Source organism: Enterobacter sp. 148H3, assembly GCF_034107425.1.
GTDB classification, from domain to species: domain Bacteria; phylum Pseudomonadota; class Gammaproteobacteria; order Enterobacterales; family Enterobacteriaceae; genus Enterobacter; species Enterobacter vonholyi.
In genome coordinates this window covers 192180-217501 of record NZ_JAWNEI010000001.1, presented here as the reverse complement: position 1 = coordinate 217501, position 25322 = coordinate 192180, and the positions used below count along the sequence as shown (strand labels likewise).

The following is a 25322-nucleotide window of genomic DNA, read 5'->3' as shown; positions in this document are numbered from 1 at the left end:
GTTACGGTATGTAACAATTATTGAATAAAAATAACTCAATGAGGTTATGGTCATGAGCCAGAAAACCCTGTTCAACAAGACTGCGCTGGCAGTCGCAGTGGCACTCGTCTCCACTTCCGCCTGGTCAGCGGGCTTTCAGTTAAACGAATTTTCTTCCTCTGGCCTTGGCCGTGCGTATTCCGGGGAAGGCGCTATTGCTGATGATGCGGGTAACGCGAGTCGTAACCCCGCGTTGATCATGATGTTCGATCGTCCGACTTTCTCTGCCGGTGCAATTTTTGTCGATCCAGGTGTTGATATCTCGGGCCGTTCTCCGACAGGTGCAGATCTGAAATCGGATAACATTGCCCCAACGGCATGGGTTCCAAACATGCACTTCGTGGCGCCGATTAACGAGCAGTTCGGCTGGGGCGCATCCGTGACCTCTAACTACGGTTTAGCAACCGAGTTCAATAACGACTATGCAGCTGGAGCGTTTGGCGGTAAAACCGACCTGGAAACCCTGAACCTGAACCTGAGCGGTGCTTACCGTCTGGATAATCACTGGAGTTTCGGCGTTGGCTTTGACGCTGTTTATGCTAAAGCGAAGATCGAACGTTACGCAGGTGACCTGGGCAAAGTCGTCGCTGGCTCAGGCGCACTTCCACCAGCCCTGGCACAGCGTGTGGCTGGTATCCCAGCGGATACTCAGATCGCTTATCTGAAGGGCGATGAGTGGGGCTTTGGCTGGAACGCCGGTATCCTTTATGAACTCGATAAAAACAACCGTTACGGCTTTACCTACCGTTCAGAAGTAAAAATCGATTTTGATGGAGATTACAAAAGCAGCCTCCCTTCTGCTTATAACCAGATCCTCGGCAACTTCGGTCTGCCAATGGGAACCAATGGCCAAACCACTGGCGGCTCTCTGAGCCTGCACTTACCAGAAATGTGGGAATTGTCAGGTTATAACAAAGTGGCGCCACAGTGGGCAGTTCACTATAGCCTAACCTACACCAGCTGGAGCCAGTTCCAGGAGCTGAAGGCGACCAATAGCAACGGCGACACGCTCTTCTATAAAGATGAGAGCTTCCGTGATGCTTACCGCATCGCGCTGGGTACAACCTATTATATGGATGACAACTGGACATTCCGCACCGGTATTGCCTTCGATGATAGTCCGGTACCAGCAGACAAACGCTCTATCTCGATTCCGGATCAGGACCGCTTCTGGCTGAGCGCTGGTGCGACCTATGCATTTAACAAGGATGCTTCTATTGATGCGGGCATATCTTATATGCACGGTCAAAAAGTTAACTTTAAGGAAGGTCCGTATGAGTTCTCTTCCGAAGGTAAAGCCTGGCTGTACGGCATGAACTTCAACTACGCGTTCTAAGCGCGACAGAATCAAAAAAGGTGAGCATTGCTCACCTTTTTTATTTACTCAGAATCGATATCTTTTAGTTCGTTTTCGATCGCCTTCGCGTTTGGATTCTCTTCCGGCTTCAGCTTACCGCCGTTGGCAATAAAGTCATGATTCTGGAAGTACGCTTCACGTACCATAATGTACGGGTCGGAAGACTGGCGCAGCAGGCCATCAGAGTCGAGCAATTGCGCGCGGGTTTCAATCCCTTCTACCGTCCATTTACCCACCGACAGCGGCCAGGTCAGCCATGACAGAACCGGATACAGCGTATCGACCATATCACCGCCGTCATCACGCACGGTGAAGCTGCCATAGAACGGCAGATGAACGTAAGGGCCGTAACCGACACCATAATGCCCCAGCGTACTACCAAAACGGTGCGGCTGTTCACGCTGCAGTTTCGGGTTAGCCATGCCTGCGACGTCAATAAAGCCGCCCATCCCCAGAATGGAGTTCAGGAAGAAGCGGGTAAAGTGGACCATCCCCTGATAAGGGTCTCCCTGCAGGAAGTAGTTCACCATTACCGCCGGCTCTTCGAGGTTGCTGGTAAAGTTACTTAACCCGTTACGCGCGGGCTGTGGAACATAATCACGCCATGCCACTGCCACCGGGCGAACCACATAAGGGTCCAGCACGTTGTAGTTGAAGCTATACATGGAGCGGTTAAATCCTTCGAGAGGATCGGAGCGGCCCGTTTGCTCCCCAGAGCTGGCGCAGCCCACAAGCATCGTCGCGCCCAGCGCAAGCGCCGACAGCCGAAGTTTCATAAATATCTCCCTGTTCAGTATGGCTATCGTTGATTGCCATCCGTAACGGAGCCTGATGCTCCGTCTGTAAACGTGCAAGCGATTGTAACAGCACGTTTACCGATGTCTATGAGCACAATTACGGGCAGTAACCACCGTGACTCTGATCTCAGCATAGCCTGGCTTTTAGAATTCGTTTCGCTGGTAATTTTATAATGTCTTTGAAAGAGATGTATCACCTTTGTTGTCATTGCTGCCAATTTAAGAGCATCCCCACAGGCATCCCGACAAAAGCCGCTACGCTTAACAGAAAGATCAATCTCCGGGAGCATATATGAAAGAAGTGGGCGAAGAAAAAATTGGCGAGAGCAATGAGGAACTTGAAATTGAAAGCGAGGAGAAAGCGCGCGGCGAGAAAATAGAAATTGATGAAGATCGCCTCCCTTCCCGCGCGATGGCCATCCACGAGCATATCCGCCAGGACGGTGAAAAAGAGATGGAGCGCGACGCGATGGCTCTCTTCTGGTCAGCCATCGCGGCAGGGCTCTCAATGGGCGCATCTCTGCTTGCGAAAGGGATATTTCATGTGCAGCTGGAAGGCGTACCCGGCGGTTTTTTACTCGAGAACCTCGGTTATACCTTCGGCTTTATTATCGTCATCATGGCCCGCCAGCAGCTATTTACTGAAAACACGGTGACCGCTGTGCTGCCGGTGATGCAAAACCCCACACTCGGAAATTTCGGTTTATTGATGCGGCTCTGGAGCGTGGTCCTGCTGGGAAATATCATTGGCACGGGCATCGCGGCCTGGGCGTTTGAATATATGCCGATATTTGATGAACCCACACGGGATGCGTTTGTAAAAATCGGCATGGATGTAATGAAAAACACGCCGGTCGAGATGTTCTCGAATGCCATCATCTCCGGCTGGATTATCGCCACGATGGTGTGGATGTTCCCTTCAGCAGGCAGCGCCAAAATTGTCGTGATCGTACTGATGACCTGGCTGATTGCGCTGGCGGACACTACGCATATTGTGGTCGGTACCGTTGAAATCCTCTATCTGGTCTTCAACGGTACGCTTCACTGGAGCGATTTCTTCTGGCCGTTTGCCCTTCCGACGCTGGCGGGAAACATCTGCGGCGGGACGTTTATCTTCGCGCTGTTAAGCCATGCCCAAATCCGTAACGACATGTCAAACAAACGCAAAGCTGAGCTTAAGGCACGGGAAAATGATGATAAATCGACAAAAAAATCGACCTGAATGGTGACTCTTTGAGCAGTCAGGCGGCGATGCGCTTAACGCAAAGTGTAAATAAGGCTATACTCGTGCCGCCTCGTCCCCTTAGTTAAATGGATATAACGAGCCCCTCCTAAGGGCTAGTTGCAGGTTCGATTCCTGCAGGGGACACTTTACCCTCCCGCTTATTTCTGCACATCGTTTATCCACTACCCGCATTCACTGAGCAGAAAAATCCTGTTTGATTTGAGCATAACGCGTTGCCAGCTGTCTTAGACGCAACTCCAGCTGGGTCTTTTCGGCTTCAGGAAGCGCACTTTCAGCACTATGCTCTGACAGGCGCCGGAGTTGTTCTTCAGCCGGTATGGTTTGGTTAAAGGACTGCATTGTCGAAAAAATCACCGATTTAAGCTCACTCACCGTGATATATTTTCCTTTTTGCTCATCCAGACTACTCAGCCTATGGCTCAGTTGCTGAAGCTTCATCATTCCCAGATACCAGCTGTTCATGGAATCGACAGGCAACGCTGCCGCGTTAAATTTTTGCTTCCACTGCACGGTGAGCGACTTCGCTTCCTCCGGCTGCAATGTCTGGAGTTGCGCTAACAACTGAAGGCTGTAGGAAATATTCCAGTCAGGTGGCAGCTTATCCAGTCGGGCAAGCTGCTGCTGCGTGTCGGTGATAAACGTGGACGGAATGGTGCCTCGCTGCGCTAACGCGTCTTGCTGAACAGGTGTAAGCACTTCAGGTAACGGCGCCAGCGAGGCAATGGCCTGAGTCGTTAAGGGATCCGGTCTCGACAGAAAGCCCCCTCCCCATGCCACGGCGAGGCTGACCACCAGCACAGAACACATCCCGGCGACAAAGGGTTTCCATGGTCCGACAGACCCGTGCGCAGTCGGACGATCCTTTGTATCCGGCTGATTTTCCTGCTGCACAACGTAGACCCATTTCACTTCGCCAATCGGTTCTGCCCTTTCCTGAGGTAACTCGCGACCGGGCATTATGATCGCATCCAAATCTGATGCGTCATTACCGCTTTCCAGCCGTTCAGCACTTGAACGTATCAACGTTCGTAACGTATCGAACTGGCTAAGGTGTTTGAGTTCGAGACGCTGGAACACCGCGCTCAGGCTGGTAAGCAACGCTTCAGCACTATAAAGCTCACGTAGATGGCTGTTGTTCAATGCAAGCATGCGCATGCGCTGCTGCAGGCGCTGGCTCAGGCCACTAAGGATTTCCAGACGAGCGTGTAGCGTCTTCGGCCAGAAAACGTCCCACTGGCGGCTAATCAGGGCCTCCAGAATTGCCAACCCTTCGTTCAGGCCAGCTAATCCAGACAGGTGAGTACGGGCAAGGGTGTACCAGGCCGCAGTCTGCAACTCCACACCGTTTTGTTCAAACAGAGAGAGACAGAGTTTTTCGACATATTGCCAGTTCACATCCGGGCGAGCAGGATGCGTAAGCTTGCCGAGTTCATCGCGAAGGGCGGCGTAATCTGGCAGCGTACGCGGGTCGCCGCCGGTTTTTAACGTTATATGTGTGGTCATCCTGAAGGGCCTGCATATCCGTGTAGTTAATTTCGTCAGTTGAGATGTAAGGCTATTTTGCGATTAAAAATGCAGTGACTAATAAAAGGAATGAATGTTATCGCTATGGCAGCAGCGCTAAAATCAGACCGTAAAAGATACCTTCATCAAATAGTTGTCCTGAACGGGATGAGATATCAGGGGGCGTAAAGATCCAGCCATTTACGCTCCCCACACGCATGAACAGGCGTCCCTGAGAAATCACCTTATCCCCGGAACAGAAAGTCACCTCGACACAACCTGCTATGCCCTGTCCATACAGAAAGATCGGCATAAATCTGACCGCTCGGCTGCCATAACGCAGAACGATACCGGAAATCTCAAAAGCCCCGCCCTCCACCAGCAGATCCGGAACGGATACCGTCAGTGGCTCCACATTCAGTCCCGTATCTGTCAGCCACGCGTCCATCTCATCATGAAGCTCAGCCATTCGCTGGCGAAACTCTGCAATATCAGCCTGACTCCTGCTGATTGCAGGAACAGGTGCAGGTTGTCTTGCCTGCAACTTCTTCAGGAACTGTGATTTTACGGACATGATGTTATCGGACCTTATATACGGAGAGTGGTGTCGAGATACTGCTGTTGCCTGAGATGCCTTAACAGGACCCGTCCTTCGGGCATAAATTCAGTCCCGTAGCGCACCAGGCCAATCCCTTTAAGTTCAGCATCAATGGCATAGCGCAACTCACCAGGGATTTTCTGGTCGAGCAGAATGACATTTATGCTTTTCAGGCGCGGTTCATATTTGAGCAGAACGGCAGACAATGTGCCCATCAGCTCATGGGCCGTTCCCGGCATGCCCTGCAGAATTTTGGTCATATCCGGCAGGCCGTAGTCAGGCAGATGCGCCAGCGTGCCGGCGCGGCAGTTAAGGATACGCTGCATGTTATCAAGTACCGAGAGGATGACCTGATTTTCCTCACTGACCTGGTTGAGGCTGAGGCCGCCTGTAAAATTTCCAGTCAGCATTTCATACAGCGAAGGCGTGTTATGTCCGTAGGGCATCAGTCGTCCTTAAGCGGTTGCAGCGTCAGAGAGTTATCGCCTGCTTCCAGAATTCGCGGTTTATCCGGATCCAGGTCACTGCGTTTAATAACCTGCTTCCAGGTGTCGTTGGTCATGTCCGGATGACGGAACAGCCCTACCACCGCGACAAACTGCGCCTCTTCTTCCATTGGCATATCAAGGTTTGCATCACCACCCGGTTTCACCACGACATCACGACTGGCCAGCATGTCGTCTTTCAGAATGGTGCTATCATCCTGAAGCAACTGCTGATATACCGTCTTATCAAAGGTTTTGCGATCTTTGAGCTGGTAAACCCTTACCACCACCGGCTGAGACAGCGAGTTACTTTCACGGGAGTCGGTGTTCAGCGCCTCACGCGCGGTGAAATCCAGATGCAGGATTTTAATTTTTTTATAGAACACAGAATTGAACGCCGATTTGGTTCCGTCGGTGACGCTCTGCGTTACCCCACAGCCAGTTAGAGAGAGTGCTATCAGCGGCATCAGCCAGCGCGTAGTCTTAATTAAACTTGTACGTAACACGTCGGTTTCCTTGTTGTGATTTTGCAGGCTCCAGACCGCTGTAATAACCCAGCTCTGTGGTAAAGGTCTCAGGAATATCATCCGGTAGGCTATCACCGTCAGCGCCAAGCACGCCGTTCAACCCCAGCCAGAAAGGATTTTCTCCAAGCGGTGGAACGGCCAGCAGACGTACGGAAGTGGTCAGGGTAATTCTGGCCTTAAACCGCCAGCCCAGATACACCCGTAGCATTACCAGGAAATCCAGGTACAACTGACCATCCGGTTTCCAGCCCTGCGCTTCCTGTTCGTTGTCCGTCGCGAGAGCAACCAGCAGTTGGCTGCCGGCATCCATCGCTTCGTCACCCAGCGGAGTATTGCCATCAAGCAGAAAATCTTCGTCACCGTAAAAACCCAGCGGCCTGTCTATTACTACAGGCCGGAGACAATACGGACTCACCTGCACCGTCGTCTCGGGGGCCAGCAGGCTCACCAGTGCCTGCATCCCTTCCTGAGTTTTGCCCGGCTGCTGCAAAACCCCCAGCAGAGCCAGAAAGCGCGACACCGGCGTGATAATATGATTTGCCGTGCCTGGTATCCCCAGACCAACCAGACCCAGTAGCGACTGCGAAATGCTGTCGGTGCCTCCAGGCTCAAACGTGGCCGGGTACGAGTATTTACGCCAGACGCGATAAAACTGCGTCAGGATGCGATGACTGAAAATATCCAGAAAGCCCTGCAGCGCCTCATGCCCTTCCCGGCGCTGGGTGATGTCATCGAGATAGGCGGTCGGCAGCGGTGAATCAACGCCATACATCCCCATAAAGGTTGTACGGATGATCGGTGGCTTGCTGTCATCATCCTCGTCATACTCGACAGCCTTCAATTCACTTACAGGGAACCCCATTCCAGAGTGCGGTGCAAAGCGTACCGGGTCATCCGCCGGATGGCTGGTAGAGCCCATCAGCGGCCGGTCCGGATGGCGCTTCTCCAGCAGCTGGCATAAACGATAAAAGTTGATGCGGTGAAGATCGGCCTCCAGCCGCGGGGTCAGCCGGGAATACGGCGGTTGTGCTTCTCTTCCCATTCCAGGCGCTCTCCGGTCGGTTGCAGAATAATAATCAGGCGGTTAAACAGATAGATATCGGTGTAGAGCGCGAAGAAGCGGCTCAGCATCTCGCCAAACAGGCAAATATCACCCCGCCCGGCAAAGCCGTTGCTCTCAAGCGTCACCTCAATCTGCACCCCGCGCACCAGATATCCCTGCTCAAAGCGTTCCGTTTCACTGTGCTTCACATCGATAATCGCCTCCAGACGACGGCGGTTCATCTCGCTGTCGGTCCACTCGTACAGCGCCAGCGTGCCGCGCAGCACGTCGGCATTGTCCATCATCGACAGGAAGCCGCTGCCGAGATGGCTCAGCACACGCCAGTGAAAGCGATCCTGTGCCGGGGGATAACAAGGCAGCGTCGGCGCACACAGGTTACGCACGGCGATACTGGCTGAAGTGGTTTTCATCACCGTATCGAGCACGGTACTTTGCAACGCTCTGCGAGGTAGTTGACCATTGGTGCCGGTTAGCGTCAGCGACAGGCTTTCATCCTCCGGCACCGTGTGGTTATCAAACGCTTCACCCCCCAGGATAAGCCAGGTGTTATGCAACCCCGACGGGCCACGGCGCACGCGGGTGTGGTAGTAATATTCCGGGGCTTCGTGGCGCATCATTCCGCCTTTGTGACGGAAGCTGGAGAACGGCACGTAGGTATGCTGGCTCGATGACATCACAGAATCGACAGCGTATATCTCGGTATGGCCATCCTGCACGCGCATCGGGCGCAGCATGTATTCGGTCTGCAGGGAATTGAGCGTCAGCGGATCGGATTCCAGCGGGAACAGGTTAATCACCGGCACACAGTTCAGGCGCAGATGCTTTTCGGTAAAGCTGAAATCATGCTCCCAACGCTCTGCCAGCACCACGTCGATTTCAAACCATGGGAGCTCAGCCGGAAAGAGTACGGTCTCCAGCCCACGCAGGCCGGTAAACATGAATTTCTCACGGAAGGTGAAATACTCGAGCAGCAGCTGATAGCCGCTAAAGCTGCTGCTGCCTTTCGGCCACAGGACGTCATCATCGCCAAAGCCCAGCGCGGTGAAATACCCGTCGAGCGGTCTTCTGTCCATGTCGCCCGGTATCCGCAGCCAGAGGCGCGCTGCGTTCATGGTAAAGGCTTCATGCATGGCGCAGGCCAGCGGTGCATCAGCGTTGAAGTAGAGCGGGATCTGGCCGAGATCGATACGACTCCAGTCGGCGAGATGGCTGCAGTTAAAGCGCAGCGTGATGACCGAACGGCCATCCGGATCGGTCGCCAGCCGGGCACTCTCAAGCGACAATGGCTGAAGGGTGATCTCTTTGGTGGTGGTATACCGGCAACGCGTGCCCTTCTGACCGATCGGCCGTGAGTTCACTTCGAAACCTTTGACGATGCGCATCGGCTCTTTCATTTCGCGCCAGTCAGGCGTGAACTCCACCACTGACATCGACGGAATGGTACGAAGATAATGCGGCCATAGCAGGCTGACCAGCCCTTCGGTCAGTTCAGGCAGGTCGTCATCGAGCTTTTCACGCAAGCGCCCCATCAGGAAGGCAAAGCCCTCGAACAGGCGTTCAACATACGGGTCGCGCGCACCGGCTTTATCGAGGTTGAGCATTGCTGCCTGCTCGGGGTGAGCACGGGCAAACTCTTCGCCGGCTTCCAGCAGGTAGCGCATTTCAGCGTCGTAATAACGCAGGGTTAAGTCGTCCATAAAGAACCTGAATATAGGAATGTTAAAGGTAGCCAGGCGTTTTCATCCGCAAAGCACCGCACTGCTTGCCGGGTCGAGCGCAATCAGACCGGCCAGAAGCTGGTCCATCTCAGGCTGAAGGCGTGACTTATCGGTTTCACTGCGTGTAGCTTTCATGCGTAGCAGTCTGAGGCGACGGGATTTCACTTCAAATAACAGCGCCGGTGTCCACTGCGTGAGGGTGATTGACCGTGCGGCGCTATCGAGTTCACCCAGCAGATGCAGGGCCAGCTCATTTTTACCCTTTTGCTCGGCTATGCGGGCCATCAGCAGGCGCAGCAGCCATTTGTCTTTTGTAGAGTCGTTACCCGGACGTGTCTGGAGCCAGTGAAGTGTGGCATCCAGACCGTCAGTGTCCGCTTTATCCAGCGCTTCCGGTTCGAGGAGCAGGATATCGTTATCTGTCTCACCAACAGCACTGACCGGCTCATCCCGCCAGCCGGGCATATCGTCGAGCACGCTCTGATTTATCCAGTTGAGCGTGACCTCATCGGCAAACGGCGTACCGTCGTTAAAGGCCAGCGTTTCAAGTCCGGTAAGGCGCCGCAACAGCCCTTTCAGGTCAGCGATGATGATATCGGCCAGCACATCGTGCCCCAATTTCACCAGAGCCTGGTGGATATACCACTGCAAATCCAGCCAGAGGTGATTAGCGCCACGCGAGAAGGTGCTGTCCGCCTGCTCCAGTATCTCCAGCCAGCTCTGCTGCAGGTACAACCGTTTAAGCATGGCCCGCTGGTCAGCCCGCGGTGGTTCGATACGCGTTTTCCCTTCGGCATCCGGTGCAGGGATCGCTCTCAGCGTGTCATGGCGCAGGCTTTTCATCAGCCGGTGTGCGGCTAACCAGCCATCGGGCTGCTCGCGCAGATATCCCGTCAGGATACGGGCCTGGGCCAGCAAATCCTGACCGGAGGTGATGCGGTTCAGAACCGGCGCATCTGACTCGGTCGCATGCGTAAAGGGCTGTGACTGCGCCTTACTCCCTGCGTTCTGCGGTACCACGGCATCCACACCACCGGCCTTCATCAGGCGAGACTCCAGCCCGCTGTACAGGGCATTCAGCTCTGGCCGCGATGCTTCCGGCTCGGTCTCCAGACGGGTACTGATGAGCAGCAAGGCCCCGGCTGTACGCTGTGCATCCTCGCGGATGACCTCCGGGAACAGTGACAGACTGTCCAGGACACGGCTACCGGCGAGCCATTCCAGTGCAGCCTTGCGGCTTCGGTCCCGCTGCGGGTGAAGCTGCATGCCGTAGCGCTGCAGTAATCCCGCCAGCAGTTCAAGCCCTTCGGCAAAGCCGGCTTCGCCATCCTGGTGAAGACGCGCCCAGCAGTAATAGGTCGCAATACGGATGTCTTTGGCTGTGGTGGTCAGTAATTTTTCAGCAAGTGTGCATATCAGTTCGGTATCAATCCCGGAGAGCTTATTAACCTCTTCGCGGATACGCTGAAAATCATCGTCATATCCCGGGTCTTCCCCTGTCGGACTGGCTACGCTTACCGGAGCAAGCCAGGGCTGCCAGTTATCCGTGCGCGCCTGCGCCTTTTCACGCAGTTGAGTATCGTCAGCCTGACAGGCGGTAACCAAATTCTGCAATGTGCTCATTATTCGACGCCCTCCATGTCATTGTTTTCCGTATTAGCCATCAGCGCCTGAGCGGTGGCCGCGCTGTCGACACTGAATATGTGATCCGGCAGAGTGAAACCACGCAGATCCAACAGCGCCAGCGGGCCTTTTCCAAGTTGTGAGCGCAGCACCCACTGCAGGGTGCGACCGTCCGGTGCGGTAAAGCTCATCATCCACTGGCTGCGGTCCAGTTGCTGACGCTTGCTCAAGTCCAGCCAGCGGATAAAGCCCCAGGTCCCGCTGTAATCCCCGAACAGGCGCGCACCGGCGTTGACCGTGGTCCATGTCAGCATCGTTCCCAGCTTGTAAGTCTCTCCCGGCCAGCGGAAGCTTTGCCAGTCGGCCATCTGGTTGAAGTAATGCAGCTTTTGTCCATCAATGGTTAGCTGTGTCTCCACCACCTGCGGCACAGGCCGCGCCTGCAGCTCAAAGCTGATGCCCTGGCTGCCATCGGTGAACAGAATGTCTGACAGCTGGCTCAGCTGGTTAATGGCCCGCAGGAAGGCCGGGTTAAAGTTGAGTCCCTGGCTGTTGACCTTATCCGGTACCCACTGGCTGCCCTCTTTGTGCAGCACGCCGTTGAGCTCTGTCGACAGGAAGCGCTCTATCCGTCCGCTGTCCTTACGCACAAATTCAGCCAGCATCGGTAAAGAGGCATCACTTTTGCTGGCAGCAAACGGGAAACGACCGTCAAAGGCAGTTTGCCAGTTCGCGACAACCGAACGGCTCCATTTGTCATTCAGACTGGCTGCCGACGGCTGAAGCACGGTCTCCCAGGCCTGGGTCAGCGGCTGCACAAACATTGTGCTGCCAAATCCGCTCCACTCCTCGCCAAGACTTGCCGAAATCAGGCTGCCGTATTGCTGAGTGTCGGTGAGGTCCACGCTTTTGCCCTGGAATACGGTCTGCGCCAGGGTCTGCATCATTGCCTGCGGGTCAGAAGCGCTGGCCACCTGCTGCAGCCGCAGACGCACGCGGGTGATGCGGGTCAGATACGTCTGCAGACTCAGGGAGTTATCCGCCGACATGACGTTGCTGCCCGTGTTTTTACCCAAAAGCTGAAGCAGCGGACCGAAAGTTTCATCCAGTGGTCCCTGGGTACCTGTCGCTGACTGGTCAATTGCGGGTTTGTCTTTTCCACCAACCAGCTCTTTGGCCGATTTGATGAGGGAGTCCGAAAGACCTTCGCTTTGCTGGCCTGTCTGACCCTGCCAGGCGAGGGTATTCATCAGGGCAATCAGTGGCGACTGGCGGACATCGCTCATCAGCGTCAGCTGATCGGTAACGTCCGCAATGTTGTTTGCCGGATTAAGTCGCAGGCTGTTAAGGAAGCTCAGCCAGCTGCCGGCAAAGTCGGTGAAGTAGCGTTGCGTCAAACGCGCTTTCAGTGCTTCCGGCGACAGGTCAGAGGAAACGGCTTTCCGGCTGTCACTCAGCACCCAGTCAATTTCATCGCGGCGCGACGTTGCCGCCTTCTCAATGGCCTGCTGAATGCCCCCTTCCCAGGCCTGGCGGGTAAACATGCCCGGCACCACTTCGTCGGTAGTGAACAGACGACGCGCATCGGTACCGCTGGTCATATCCTCCAGGGAGACATCGGCGAAGTTACGACGCACTGACTTGAGCATATTTTCATACAGTGTGCTTTCAGCGTTACGACGCCCAATTTGCTGCAGCAGCAACTGGCGACTCTGGCTGACCAGCTGCGCATCCGGTGTGATTTTCCACTGGGGCTGCTTAGGCAGTTCGGTGATGTAGAAGGCCCACAAATCCGGCGCCAGGCTTTGCCACAGACCGGTAGAAATACCCATTCGTGTCGGCTGCACGGTTTTCAGGGTCTGCGCATAAAACGCGCCGTCGACTTTATCCGGACGAGACATCATCAGCCAGGCTTTAAGCTGGTCATAACCCGGCTTCGCCAGCTGTGCACGCTGGTCGCTGTTGGGAGCAGAGTTTGCCAATGCGCTGAGTTTTTGTGTCAGCGCCTGATTCGCCGGGTCGCGTATCAGGCGGTTGTTTGCCACGCCGTACCAAGGCAGCAACGCATCGAGCAGCTGCTGGTTATGGTCCAGACCGAAGCGCTGGTACCAGGGCGCTCCATCCTGAATACGGTGCTGCAGGCGGCCAGCGTCATTACGTAGGGTATGCAGAGCCGTGAGCTGGTAATCCGATACGGAAGGATGCTCCACCAGCGCATGCGCCTGCTCGGCAACAGAGACTATCTGCATGCGGTTGACCGCGAACGACAGCAGTGTACCCGCTCCCCAGATACCGATGATGGTCATCAGCGTCCAGGCCAGCGTCTGTTCCCAGGCCATACCGACACGGCGGCCACGCACACGGATGCAGTCATCAACGATACCCTGCCATGTTGCGGGCAGGGCAAGGGCATGGCGCTGTACAGACGCGATAGAGCACTCTGCGTCAGTAGATTTTTTGTCCGGCAGGCAGCTAAATATCAGGCCACGCAGCGGAACACGCTGCTGAGAGACAAAGAGCCATGGCGTCAGTTGCTGAGACCAACGGGCAATGCCGCCGTCTTTGAGATGCTGGCCCAGACGTAGCAGGAAATCGTGACGGTTGTTCTCAGCGACCTGGTTCACCCCCTGCGTCCGCAATGCTGGCAGCATCAGTTCAAGCTGACCGATAATGTCGCTTTCTTTAGCGCGCAGCGGGAAATGAGCCCCCACCACCTGCTCAATACGCTTAGCCTGCGACCATTTACTGTCGCGCAGTTGCCATAACCATACCGGTGCGGAATAACGCAGCAGTTCGCTGATTTTTTCCAGCCCGCGTAAATCGTTGTCACTTATCTGCGGTGTCAGGTTAAATGCTGGAGGTATGACCCGGATAACCCCGTCCAGTGGACGTCCCCGGCGAAGTTTACGCAGCGCGGTGTATTTTTCGCGATCGGGCTCAGAAGCCAGACTGCCGCCATAAATCAGTACGGTACGATTGCCTTCAAGCCACTGGTTTTCCTGCAGACCAGGAACCAGCTGTTCGATTGCCGTTTCATCACCGGTAATCAGCAGCAGGCGGACGTTACGGCGCCAGAAGAGGTGATAACGTTTACGCAGCACAGTGCCAATGTCGCTGGCGAGCGTCAGGCACCTTTCCTTATTCTTCTTTTTGTCTTCTTTTTGCTGCGTGATTGCTGTTGTTCGTTTAACCCGGCTGATGATCCAAAAATGAACGGCAAGGAACGCCAGTGCGATCACACAGGCAAGTGTGACCCAGAGGAGGCTGCACACAAGCAGGATTGGGGAAATAACTGACCATTCCGTCGAACGCTCTCCGGCAATAAACCAGTATGCAAATCCCCCCAGCATGATCACCAGCGTTACTGCCACAACAATAAGCAGTACAGTGATCCCGGCAGAAATTTCCTGGGTCTGGTTTTTGTCCTTATCTGTTTCCATGTGGTTTTACGATCCCAAGTGCTAAGGTATGAAAGGGGTCTGACGCTATCCAGCCGCAGGGTTTTGTTTCACTCTTAGCGGTAATTGCAGCGAGCGATATCACAACCAGCGCATCAAGCTTTCCAGGATCACCCCAGTAATCATCCTGGATATTGTGGGTCACATTCCAGCCACAAGCGGCGAGTTGAGGTTGCTCCGGGTGTGAGAAGAGAATGAACCGTTCAGGCGACTCATGAAGTTCACTTTGTTTTTCAGCTCGCAAGGCAACGTGCTGCAGAGATTCACTATCAGAAGGGTCAAAAAATTCACCGCGGGATAATGTGACGTCCCCCTGGCTTCCAGCCAGCCACAGTACTGCGCATTCACCAGCAGGACGAGTGGAGTCAGAAGTCGGAGACAAAGACTGGCACCCGGCAATCAAAAAATTAGCCTGCTGTTCATTGTCCGCAAGAACATTAGCCAGTAAGGATAATGTTTTCTCCCCTTGCCATAACTCAGGTAATTCAGGGGGTTTAATTCCAGGAAAACTCTCAATGAGCTGAGCCACAAAGGCTTGCCAGGCTTCCGGGCTCCCCAGCCAGAAATATTTCTCAGGAGAAACTAAAAATTCCTTCCCTCGTTGCCTTTTCCATTGCAATACCAGCATTTGAGCCAGTTGTTTCTCGCGTTCAATGGGATCAGAAGAGAAACTTCTGGCAATACGCAACGATTTCCCCATGGATTCCTGCCTGAATGATGGAGCCTGATGCTCTCGCTTAATCACACGCAGCCAGTCAGAAAGTTCAGCGCCTGCCGGGCCAATCAGGACAATATCTTTCAGAGCAAACTGACGCCGATGGATTTCCCACCAATGCCTGCGCACATTTTCTGCTTCGCGATCCCAGGTATGTGAATGATGAACTGAAAGACGAAAGAATATCGTACGTACAAACCAGAAAAGACCACCGAGTAATACCATTCCAACCATGCTAATCAGAATGATACTGGCATTGGCATCGGCGGATTGTCTTACCATGGCCGCGATGAGGCCAGAGAGCAAAACCAGAGCAGCTATTACCCCTAGCCAGCGTTTTGCAACCGGCGGTTTCGCAAGCCGATAGCGAGGAAATGTTGGAATCGCCCTCACTGCGCAATCCGACAATCGGGGTTGGAACTCACCAGCGTACAACCACAGGCGCAGCGATGACCATGTAATGCCGCGGGCTGCCCGTCAACTTTTGTCAGAGAACTGCCTTCAGCAATGGTTGTCATCCCATGCTTATTACATTTCACAGCATCACCTTTCACTGCAATACCTTTACCAAAATAAAGATAGTGGCCGCCAATAACTGAACCACCATACTCCTTAAGCGTGTCACCCTGCCTGATAATATGTTTCATCAACATTCCTTACTTGAATTAACCAGGATAAAACAATGAACCATCACCACATTTTGAGAATATCAGCTTTGGTTTCGGCCAGTTTCGCGGCCTCTAAAGCTTTACGTGTCTGACTGCCCAATGGCGCAATTCCATTTGTCATTGCAGGTTGAATAGTAGATTCTGCCTTAATGATTTCAGGAGTAATTGCCGAAGCAGGGGTGATAGAAATCATTTGTTTAATACCCGATGTGATTTCATCCGATATATTATTGGTGATAGTCGTGTTGTTAAATGTAAGACTGGCCCCTTTTATCGCTGATTTAAGTTGACCTTCAACAAACCTACCATATTTAGCGATCAATGAGACATTTTTACTCATCAATTCACCAAAATAAATCATCCGATAAAGGAAATAACTTCCCCAGGGTTCTCTGTCACCAAAGGTTGCCTGCATGAACCAGGCGCGTGAGTCATGAACCTGATCGTCAAATAACGATCTGACCAGACTGTCTGGCGATTGAGCGGGTTCTCCAGCAGATTGTTTAGGAAACAGTGTGTTAAATTTACTGTCACCTGAGCTTTTGATGCGATCATACTCAACAGAGAAATCATTCTCACTGAAGGCATACATCACATTAGATAATTGCTGAGAAACCGTATATTTCCAGTTCCCCGTAACGGGGCGTGGCTTAGACTGGTAATCGGCATTGAATTCTTCTGCCGCCTGTCTTAGCTGAACCTGAGCGATAGCCGGGTCAAAATCTTTTGGGCCAGGAGGTAATGGAATGAACTTTTTATTTTGAAACCTATTATCCACGATTGCTCTCAGGCGCGCATCCTCCACCTCTTTTTGTTTCCGTTCTTGCTCAGCCTTAGATGCAGCCAGAGTGGCCGGGTCTGAGTCTTTATTTTGCCACTCGGCACCTGACGATTTGTAAAACCCCTGAGATTTATAAGCACCATTTGCATATCGCCCGATACGCCAGGCCGTAATCCAGCCGAGTTGATCTTCAAGGGAGTTAATTATATTCGAGCTTGCACGTATGGGGTTGAATTGGAGCGCATCAGTAGAACTTTCAGCACCATCTGAAGATAAATTAAGAGTAAGCTCGCGCCAAGCATTGAATCTTTCCACTAACACTTCAGAAACGAAAAACTCTAATACCTGATCTGCAGATAAAGATCTCCAAACATCTTTTTTTAGCTCATTAGGTAACGATTTTTTTGTGACTTTTAGTGGAGCACCGCCTTGAAAAGCTGATGCATACATATCATGTAAAGCTATTTGCGAAAGTAAATTACTATCATTATGACCTACTGCTTTTCCTTGATCTCCCGGGGGATATCCCCCACCAATATCGGAGTGCATTCCAGGATAAACCACTTCCGTAGCATAACTTGGGTAAGTTCCGTCGCTGCGGCAAATTGAATCCAGCGGGAAACAAAGTCTTTGTTCGTGGGATGAAACGAGGTGAGTGCATTTTTTGATCAGCCCATTATCCGGTAATTCCATGGTGCCATCAGCCCATCCCATATGCCCTTCTGCGAAGGGTGCAATATTTGCAATGCCGACGGATGCCACAGTGTCGAGCAGGCCAAGAAATTCAATACTTAAGGGGATTTTTACGTCACCCGACTTCAGACAAAGCTCAGGTTTACTTCCCTTTCTCCTGCCCCCTGGCAGCAACTCAGATAGCCAGTTCACAAACGCTCGCGCACTTGCTGCACCGCGGGAGAAACCATAGACATATAGCTTAATGCCTAATAGCTTAGGTTTCCCGGGTTCTGGTTGTATGACTGCCTGTTTCAGTTTAGGTGCAAGATCTGCTGCCTTTAAAAGTTCATTAAAAACGGTATAACGCCTGTCTGGCCCGTCCGATCCCAGATTTGATGTCATTCTGTTGACGGCAGCATAACACTCGGCATCAGAAATCTCAGTTAAACCCGATGTTCTCCTGAGAGCATCAATAATTCGCAATAGACCCCAGTTTACTCGCTCTTCGCCGTAAGTCGCTAAAGCCAGACCTGGCATACTGTAATCAAGGTCATTAACTTCAGGAAAAGGCGTTCCGACACCCGGGATATAATATTTATAATATTTGTTGTTTGAAGTTCCTGCTAAATCAACCAGCTCTTCAGTATGACCCTGAACGCCACCAGCATAACCCTGACCGATCGTTGCGCGAAACAAACGGGCAATATTTGTTGGATGCTTAGGGCTGGAAATATACAGATCGTTATTAAGGTTATTCCCTGTACCATCAAAAAATAAGCTGATATGCAGCGTTTTACAGCAAGGCGGCTCAACGAGTTTACCTGCGGCCTGGCAAAGCTCATTCCGGTATGTCAGCTCATGGCTATCCTGCTGTTTACAGTTTCGCTTCGTTGCTGCTGCATCTGTTGGTAAACGCCCTTGTTTTGGAAAGTGAGGTGGATACCATGTTAAGTCTGGATTTATTTTGGACATACTTCAGGCTCCTCCATCTTAATCGGATCCTTAATCGGGTAATTCGGATTGCCGTAATCGTAACAACTGGTTGTGACTTTTACTTTATCGCACGGAAGGAAATGTATTTTTATTCCACAGGTTTTTTGGCCGTTATAATCAGGAACAGGTACTATTGCGTTGTGTTCTTTATGACTTGCTTTTATTTTTTTTTCCCACTCAAGAACTTTTTTATCATCTCCAAAACCAGGGAAGTCATCTGTAGATGCTTCGCCTGTCTCCCACTCAATTTTTACCGTCATTCCCGGTTCCCATTTTGAAGGGACACCAAAATAACCCGCACCGCCTCCTCCCTGCCATGGGCCAATAATATCGACACCGGACTGCCCGTTGACACTAAAGTGGTTGATAGCCCAGTGGGTATGGTTGATGGCCTCAATGGTTCCACCCCCACCGCTGACCGAGTCAGTTTCCGCAGGCTGATTACAGCCCGTTAACAGCAATACCGCTGCAACTAAAGAGAGAAAGGGAGATTTCATTTAACACTCCTTTGTTTAGGGGATAATGAGAGAATACAGGTTCCGATCCCAGCCCTTTGTCACCAGAGGCTAAGCATGCCGTGACAGTCCTGAATTTATTTTGGACATACTTTGGGTTCTTCCATCTTTATCGGATCCTTAATCGGGTAATTCGGATTGCCGTAATCGTAACAACTGGTTGTCACTTTTACCTTATCGCACGGAAGAAAGTGTATTTTGATGCCACAGGTTTTCTGGTCGTTATAATCAGGAACGGGAACAATTTCGCTATGCTCTCGCTTCTGAGATTTTATTTTTTTTTCCCATTCAAGGACTTTTTTATCATCCCCGAAACCAGGAAAATCCATTGAATACCCAACGCCTGTTTCCCACTCAATTTTTACCGTCATTCCCGGTTCCCATTTGGGAGGCACACCAAAGTAACCAGCACCGCCTCCTCCCTGCCACGGGCCGATAATATCGACACCGGACTGCCCGTTGACACTAAAGTGGTTGATGGCCCAGTGGGTATGGTTGATCGCCTCGATGGTTCCGCCCCCCCCGCTGACTGATTCAGATTCAGCAGGCTGGTTACAGCCCGTTAACAGCAATACCGCTGCGACTAACAAGAGAAAGGGAGATTTCATTTGACACTCCTTGTGAGGGATTAATCAGGTAACAGAGTTATTTGAAATAACCTGCGCCATAACCCAGTCATTGCGCTTATCATCAAAAACAATTCTCTGCTCTGTTGCGGTCAGCATCGCCTCATAACAGGCTGTAAATTCGGCTTGCCGGCTAGTGAACATCCCTTCTGGCACACTTTCGTAGCTCAGAAACTGACTCGTATCACTGACACACATTAGTTTTTCAAACTGGCTATCGGTAAATTCGATTTGTATCACCGATTCATCAGAATCAGGAATTTCACCACTCCCCAATTGAATGGAGGGCTGATTATCACCATCCAGCCAGGTCCAGAATAAAATCGGTTTCAGAAGTTGCTTTTGCTGCTCAACATCAAGAATGTGGCTGAACAAGAAAGGAAAAATACGGGTATCCCAGAAACGGAAAATCCCCTCCCGGCCTTCATGTTGCGCATCAACACAATCCCTGAGCCAATCAGCAAGCTGTTCAAACGACCAGCAAGAACCGCATATCAGCAGGGGAGCCGATTCCATCATTTCTGCTGCAAGGTTATGTAGCCACTGAACATGTTCGGCGTCCGATAGATCCACCCGAACCAGTACAGGCGCATCCTCAGGATAAATATCCTCAGGTAGCCCTTGATATAGCGACTGCCACATCACAGGGTTACTGAAAGTAGTAAGTGCGGGCAGGACAGAGAAATTAACAGCACACTGATCGATAATCACATCAATATGGTCCAGTTCTGCACGCTGGCAGGTTGTTCTAATTTTGTCCATCCACGGAGAAACGAAATCCACTTTTACATCTCCCTTGAAACAAAACCTTGAGCAATTTCTTGCGCTCGTTTCAGACAATCTTTGCAGACCGAAGAGGGTAATTCAGGCAACGGGAAATCCTGACTCGCAGGCCCTTCCATGTTGTGCTGCCCTTTAAGGCTTAACAGGCCTGGGCCATGAACCCTAATCTCTCCCTGAGGTGTCAACTGGATGTAAGCACCACCACATGCAATAGTGATCCCGTTCTTTGCAGTAAGCTGCAGGCGGCCCTGGGTTGACTGAACCGTAACGTCTTTCAGTGACGTAAGGGAGAGTGTGTCTGCGTGTGATTCTACTTCAAGTGGTCCCTTCGCCGAGACCACCCGAATCCCTTCCTGCTGTGAAAGTAGAGAAATCGCTTTACTGGCATTTACAGAGTGGCGCTGCGCAGTTGCAATATTGACCTCGCCCAGGCTCTGCAGGTAAAGACCTTTCCCGCTGTGCATGAGCGTGGTTTCAGGCGTAACGGCTGCTATACCATTCGGGGCAGACATCAATAAAGCCGCTTCTTTCAGGTTACTGGCACCGTTAACAAACTCTCTCAGTGAATCTGCGTCCGGTGAAAAGTTATGGTGGGTCTGGGTAATACTGCCCCATTCTGTTATCTGATTCAGCGCCCCTTTCAGGAGGCTGATTGCAGGTGCCATATCCAGCACCTGCCCCTGCGCCTTCGCCTGACCGTCAGCGCTGATAAACATCCCCTTCTGCGCACGTATCGCCCCCCAGCTATCCGTGCGAAGCTCAAACCCCTCGCCCCGCTTCTGCTTCTTACTATCAACCAGGTGCCCCAGGTTCAGCTGACTTTTCCCGCCGTACTCCGTCGACACCTTGATGTGCTCTTTCCCGCGCTCGTCATCGAGGCGGATTTTGTTGTTCGCAGGGGTACGCAGGACGTTGCGTTTGTAGTTGCGGATGGTGACGTGGTCGCCGTGTGCCGAGTCGTGCAGCACGCCGGCAATGTACGGCCGGTCCGGGTTACCGTCCTCAAAGCCAATCGCCACTTCGGTGCCCGCCAGCAGCGGCAGGTGCAGACCGTAGGTGTCCCCTGCATAAGGGCGGGACTGGCGCACCCACAGGCTCTCGAACCCGGTTTCCCAGTTATCACGGTCGAACAGCATGTTGACGCGGTAGCGACCGTCCTTATCGATATGCCCGTAGGTGTCGTTCTCGGTGGTGCTGGTGACGCGGGCCGGTAAGGTGCCAGCCATCACCGGGCGTGAGCCAGGTTCCGGGCGGAAACCAAAATCGGTGCTGTCCGGAATGCCGTCAAAATCAACCGCAAAGTCCTTATCCCGGCGGGCATCCGTGTGCATCGCCGTGATGACCACGCCCTGCGCAAACACATCGGCCACTTCATACCCACCGGTGACTTTCAGTACCTGACCCGGCGAGAGGGTCGGACAGCTGGTGACGCCCTGCGTCCGGGTCTGACCATTCAGGTAGCGTTCGTGACGAAGGCGGGCATAAAACGCCCCGGACTCCGGGGCCGGGTTGCGGTCATGCGCGCTGCCCGGCGTCAGGTAGTTATCTCCCCAGTGGTAAGCCTCCCCACAGGTGGTGACATCCCCGCGGGTCGCATCCACCAGGCTATTCATGTCCTGCGTGGCCTGACGGTAGTTGTAGTCCCGGGTGCTGACCTGCTTCTGCACCACGTTGTGATGGCATTCCATTCCCCAGACTGAATCCACGCCTTTTGAATGCTGGCCCGATGGCGGTACCGACGGCAGCTTCAGACCTTTTTCATACCCCTGCTGGCTGTCGTAAAACTCCACCACGTCAATGTTGAGGCGCGTGTCGGTGGTGAAGCGAAACCAGATACCGACCTCACCCAGCAGGCGGGTGATAAAGTGCAGGTCGTCCTCACCGTACTGCATCACCTGCTCACGGCGCGGGTACTCTTTTGACAGCGAGAACAGAAAATCCTGGCCGCGCATGCCGTGGCGCTCGCGCAGGATTTTTTCCACGATTTGCGGAACCGACATGTCCTGGTAAATAGCGTTCTGGTGCGAGCGGTCGAGCAGCGCCAGACGTGGCCGGAGCGTCAGGGCGTAGCGGGTTTCATCTTTTGACGTGCTGAGGCGTTCAAAACAGGTCACTACGCCCTGAAGGGTGCGCACGGCCTGCTGCACTTTAATGCCGTAACCCTGGTCTACCGGGGCCTGCAGCGTCAGCGTACCGGGCTTCATCAGCATCATCTCTTTGCTGATGGCGTGGTCGCTGCTGGTGAATTCAATACGGTAGCGGAACGGCGTGCTCAGGGCTTCATCGCCTTCAAACGCCAGCACGTCGAGCGTGGACTCACATCCTTTCACCGCCAGCAGGTGGTGGTTATGGCTGTATCTTAACGGAGGATTATTACTCATGCGTCCACTCCCTGTTTCACATCAAATTCCAGCCCGATCCCCTCTTCCTCACTCCAGCTAAAACGTAATGACTGTGGTTTCAGTTTTGCGGCCATATGGGTCAACAGTTGCTGACTGAGCACCGGCAGAATTTGCTGATTGAGCAGGCTGTCGACGTTACGCGCACCGGTATCTGGCAGCAGGCAGGCTGAAGTCAGCGCGTCATAAAGACTTTCATCAATGTGCGTGCTCAGGCCGTAGTGTCGATGCAGGCGCTTGCTGACCTGTGAGAGTTTCATTTCCACGATGGTACGCATGGCTGCTTCCGAGAGGGGGCGGTAAATCACGGTCTGGAAGCGGGCCAGCAGCGCCGCCTGGAAGTGATCGCGCAGTATCGGACGCAGCAGCTCGTGAAGATCGCCTTCGCTGGCCTCCGGCTGTTCGTCAAGCAGCTGCATCAGGCGGTCGCTGCCGAGATTCGAGGTCATCAGAATAACGGTGTTGCGGAAGTCGATTTCACGCCCTTCGCCGTCGCGCATAAAGCCGCGATCAAAGACCTGATAGAACAGGTTCATCACGTCGCGGTGGGCTTTTTCGACTTCATCGAGCAAAACCACACTATACGGGCGCTCGCGCACGGCTTCGGTCAGGATCCCTCCCTGGCCATAACCGACGTAACCCGGAGGTGAACCCTTCAGTTGGGAAACCGTATGCGGCTCCTGGTATTCTGAGAGATTAATCGTAATGAGTGACTTCTCACCGCCGTACATGACATCGGCCAGCGCAAGCGCGGTTTCGGTTTTCCCCACCCCGCTCGGTCCCACCAGCAGGAATACGCCCTGCGGGCCATTCTCGGAGGTGAGACCCGTTTTTGCCGCACGCAGACGCTGGGCGATGGCCTCAAGCGCCACATCCTGCCCGACCACACGTTTACCCATTTCATTTTCGAGGGTCAGCAGTTCGGTCTGCTCATCTTTCATCAGCGATGACAGCGGCACGCCTGTCCAGTCAGCAATCACGTTGGCAACGGTGCGTACATCCACATCCAGAGAGAGCAGTGGGTTGCTGTGCTGCATGCCGTTCAGTTCCTGCTGCAGCATGTGCGTCTCGCTCTGACGGGAGATATCCTGGCGGCTTTCCAGCAGTTGTTCGGTGAGTTTCAATTCCTGCCCGTACTGCGTTTCAAGCTCGTCGAGAGCAACGATAAGAGCGTTCTCTTCCCGCTCAATGACGGTCAGGCGTTCACCATGGCTCTGATTGCCGACAGCAATATCTTCCAGCAGCGCCTGCTTCTCCATTTCAAGAGAGGTAATCTGCGAGCGAATGCAGGTCAGCTGTTCCGGTACCGTGTCGAGGCTCATCCGGACGCGCGCTGCGGCGGTGTCGAGCAGATCAACCGCCTTGTCCGGCAGCTGGCGGCCCGTCAGATAGCGGCGGGAAAGCGTAACAGCAGCGCGCACCGCATCGTCGGTAATGTGCACGTTATGGTGTTCGGCATAGCGGGATTTCAAACCACGGAGCATCAGGCAGGCGGTGTCGTCGTCAGGCTCATCGACTTTTACCATCTGGAAACGACGCTCCAGGGCCGCGTCGCGCTCGAAGTATTGTTTGTATTCAGACCAGGTGGTGGCCGCAATGGTGCGTAGTTCGCCACGCGCCAGCGCCGGTTTCAGCAGGTTCGCTGCATCGGCGCCCCCCGCCTGGTTGCCCGCGCCGATGATGGTATGCGCTTCATCAATAAATAGCAGGACCGGGGACGGGGATTGCTGCACCGCATCGATGACGTTTTTCAGCCGCTGTTCGAACTCGCCTTTCACGCCTGCACCGGCCTGCAGCAGGCCCAGATCAAGGGTACGCAGAGTGACAGCTTTCAGGGATTCAGGCACATTACCCTCGGCAATACGCAATGCCAGACCTTCAACCAGTGCGGTTTTCCCCACGCCCGGCTCGCCGACCAGAATCGGGTTGTTTTTGCGGCGACGAGAGAGGATATCCACCATCTGACGGATTTCTGTGTCGCGGCCAAACACCGGATCGATCTTCCCTTCCTTCGCTTTGGCGGTGACATCGAGGGTGAATTTATCAAGCGTGTTCTGCAGCGCAGGGCTCAGCTCCCCCTCTTTCATTTCCACGCCAGCCGGACGCCCGACAAACTCCACCTCACCACCGTGGTTCTGTGCCAGCTCGGCTTCGCGCTGCATTTCCGGACGCTCATCCGATTGCGCATCCAGCAACGGTCGCAGGCGCTCCAGCTGGCTTTGAGCAAGCGTTAACAGCGGCCAAAGGCCGTCACAACGTGCCAGTTTTGGTTTTTCCACCAGGGCCATCAGCAGATGGACGCTGCGAATGTGCTCTTCGCCATGGAGTGAGGCCAGTAGCCAGGCTTGCTGCATCAGAGTCTGGATGTCCTCTGAGAGCTGGGGCCGATGGCGCACGGAGCGAGGTTGTCTGTCGAGCCAGCCGAGCAGATCCTGCCAGATGCCATCCATATCCCATTCATAGCGACGCGCCAGCACCGTCAGGTCACCTTCCCCCTGCTCCAGCAGCTTAAGCAGCCAGTGCTCCGGCAGAATTTCGGCATGGGCACGGGTCTGACAAAGCGAAGCTGCGCCTTCCATCGCTCGGGCACAGTAAGGGTTCAGACGACGTAACAGGATGGCTGGATTTTCCATGAGATTCTCTCTTTGTCGGTTCCTGGACACGCTACCGCCCCTCGCTGTTCACCAAAGCGCATAAGGTCAGGCAGGCAGATTTTTTCTTTGCTGAGTGCCCGCATCTCAGGCACTCAGCAA

19 protein-coding genes and 1 tRNA gene are annotated in these 25322 nt (G+C 53.5%); 3 read left to right on the top strand and 17 right to left on the bottom strand.

Annotated features, from left to right (window positions below):
* Positions 1-52 precede the first annotated feature (52 nt).
* Complete coding sequence (gene fadL, locus USH94_RS00990) at positions 53-1375, top strand: long-chain fatty acid transporter FadL (RefSeq protein WP_181574039.1); 1323 nt, start codon at positions 53-55, stop codon at positions 1373-1375.
* 44 nt (positions 1376-1419) lie between these two features.
* On the opposite strand, the gene mlaA is transcribed toward fadL, so the two are convergent.
* Entirely contained in the window at positions 1420-2172 is a 753-nt protein-coding gene (gene mlaA, locus USH94_RS00985) for a phospholipid-binding lipoprotein MlaA (protein ID WP_023336447.1), read from the bottom strand.
* Positions 2173-2485: 313 nt separating this feature from the next.
* Between mlaA and USH94_RS00980 the strand changes: the two genes are divergently transcribed.
* Both USH94_RS00980 and USH94_RS00975 read left to right on the top strand, forming a co-directional pair.
* Positions 2486-3415 (top strand): formate/nitrite transporter family protein, encoded by a 930-nt coding sequence (locus USH94_RS00980; protein ID WP_111965241.1) that lies wholly within the window; start codon positions 2486-2488, stop codon positions 3413-3415.
* 75 nt (positions 3416-3490) lie between these two features.
* Positions 3491-3562 (top strand) — tRNA-Arg (locus USH94_RS00975).
* A gap of 48 nt (positions 3563-3610) precedes the next feature.
* Here the strand turns inward: USH94_RS00975 and USH94_RS00970 are convergent.
* The 16 genes from USH94_RS00970 to tssH form a co-directional block, all read right to left on the bottom strand.
* Positions 3611-4942: a VasL domain-containing protein gene (locus USH94_RS00970; protein WP_111965240.1), complete on the bottom strand. Its 1332-nt coding sequence runs from the start codon at positions 4940-4942 to the stop codon at positions 3611-3613.
* A gap of 103 nt (positions 4943-5045) precedes the next feature.
* Positions 5046-5516, bottom strand: a complete 471-nt coding sequence (locus USH94_RS00965) for a hypothetical protein (RefSeq protein WP_111965239.1) — start codon at positions 5514-5516, stop codon at positions 5046-5048.
* A 14-nt stretch (positions 5517-5530) separates the two neighbouring features.
* A complete protein-coding gene (tssE, locus tag USH94_RS00960) occupies positions 5531-5986 on the bottom strand; it encodes a type VI secretion system baseplate subunit TssE (protein WP_111965238.1) in 456 nt (151 codons plus the stop codon).
* Entirely contained in the window at positions 5986-6531 is a 546-nt protein-coding gene (gene tssJ, locus USH94_RS00955) for a type VI secretion system lipoprotein TssJ (protein WP_111965237.1), read from the bottom strand. The genes tssE and tssJ overlap by 1 nt, the downstream gene beginning before the upstream one ends.
* Positions 6509-7594 (bottom strand): type VI secretion system baseplate subunit TssG, encoded by a 1086-nt coding sequence (gene tssG, locus USH94_RS00950; RefSeq protein WP_111965236.1) that lies wholly within the window; start codon positions 7592-7594, stop codon positions 6509-6511. Before tssG ends, tssJ begins: the two co-directional genes overlap by 23 nt.
* Positions 7558-9312: a type VI secretion system baseplate subunit TssF gene (tssF, locus tag USH94_RS00945; RefSeq protein WP_111965235.1), complete on the bottom strand. Its 1755-nt coding sequence runs from the start codon at positions 9310-9312 to the stop codon at positions 7558-7560. Before tssF ends, tssG begins: the two co-directional genes overlap by 37 nt.
* 42 nt (positions 9313-9354) lie before the next feature.
* Positions 9355-10956, bottom strand: a complete 1602-nt coding sequence (gene tssA, locus USH94_RS00940) for a type VI secretion system protein TssA (protein ID WP_111965234.1) — start codon at positions 10954-10956, stop codon at positions 9355-9357.
* Positions 10956-14396, bottom strand: coding sequence for an ImcF-related family protein (locus USH94_RS00935; protein ID WP_111965233.1), 3441 nt, complete (start codon positions 14394-14396; stop codon positions 10956-10958). The genes tssA and USH94_RS00935 overlap by 1 nt, the downstream gene beginning before the upstream one ends.
* Positions 14383-15522 (bottom strand): hypothetical protein, encoded by a 1140-nt coding sequence (locus USH94_RS00930; RefSeq protein ID WP_258525053.1) that lies wholly within the window; start codon positions 15520-15522, stop codon positions 14383-14385. Before USH94_RS00930 ends, USH94_RS00935 begins: the two co-directional genes overlap by 14 nt.
* Complete coding sequence (locus USH94_RS00925) at positions 15519-15776, bottom strand: PAAR domain-containing protein (protein WP_111965231.1); 258 nt, start codon at positions 15774-15776, stop codon at positions 15519-15521. Before USH94_RS00925 ends, USH94_RS00930 begins: the two co-directional genes overlap by 4 nt.
* 43 nt (positions 15777-15819) lie before the next feature.
* On the bottom strand, positions 15820-18225 hold the full coding sequence (locus USH94_RS00920) for a T6SS phospholipase effector Tle1-like catalytic domain-containing protein (RefSeq protein ID WP_111965230.1): 2406 nt from the start codon (positions 18223-18225) through the stop codon (positions 15820-15822).
* Positions 18213-18743 carry a DUF3304 domain-containing protein gene (locus USH94_RS00915; protein ID WP_111965229.1) on the bottom strand — a complete coding sequence of 177 codons (531 nt, stop codon included), beginning with the start codon at positions 18741-18743 and terminating at the stop codon, positions 18213-18215. The genes USH94_RS00920 and USH94_RS00915 overlap by 13 nt, the downstream gene beginning before the upstream one ends.
* Positions 18744-18838: 95 nt before the next feature.
* Entirely contained in the window at positions 18839-19369 is a 531-nt protein-coding gene (locus USH94_RS00910) for a DUF3304 domain-containing protein (RefSeq protein ID WP_111965228.1), read from the bottom strand.
* A 24-nt stretch (positions 19370-19393) separates the two neighbouring features.
* Positions 19394-20170: a DUF4123 domain-containing protein gene (locus USH94_RS00905; protein ID WP_111965227.1), complete on the bottom strand. Its 777-nt coding sequence runs from the start codon at positions 20168-20170 to the stop codon at positions 19394-19396.
* A 2-nt stretch (positions 20171-20172) separates the two neighbouring features.
* Entirely contained in the window at positions 20173-22551 is a 2379-nt protein-coding gene (locus tag USH94_RS00900) for a type VI secretion system Vgr family protein (protein ID WP_111965226.1), read from the bottom strand.
* Positions 22548-25202 (bottom strand): type VI secretion system ATPase TssH, encoded by a 2655-nt coding sequence (gene tssH / locus USH94_RS00895; protein WP_111965225.1) that lies wholly within the window; start codon positions 25200-25202, stop codon positions 22548-22550. Before tssH ends, USH94_RS00900 begins: the two co-directional genes overlap by 4 nt.
* Positions 25203-25322 lie beyond the last annotated feature (120 nt).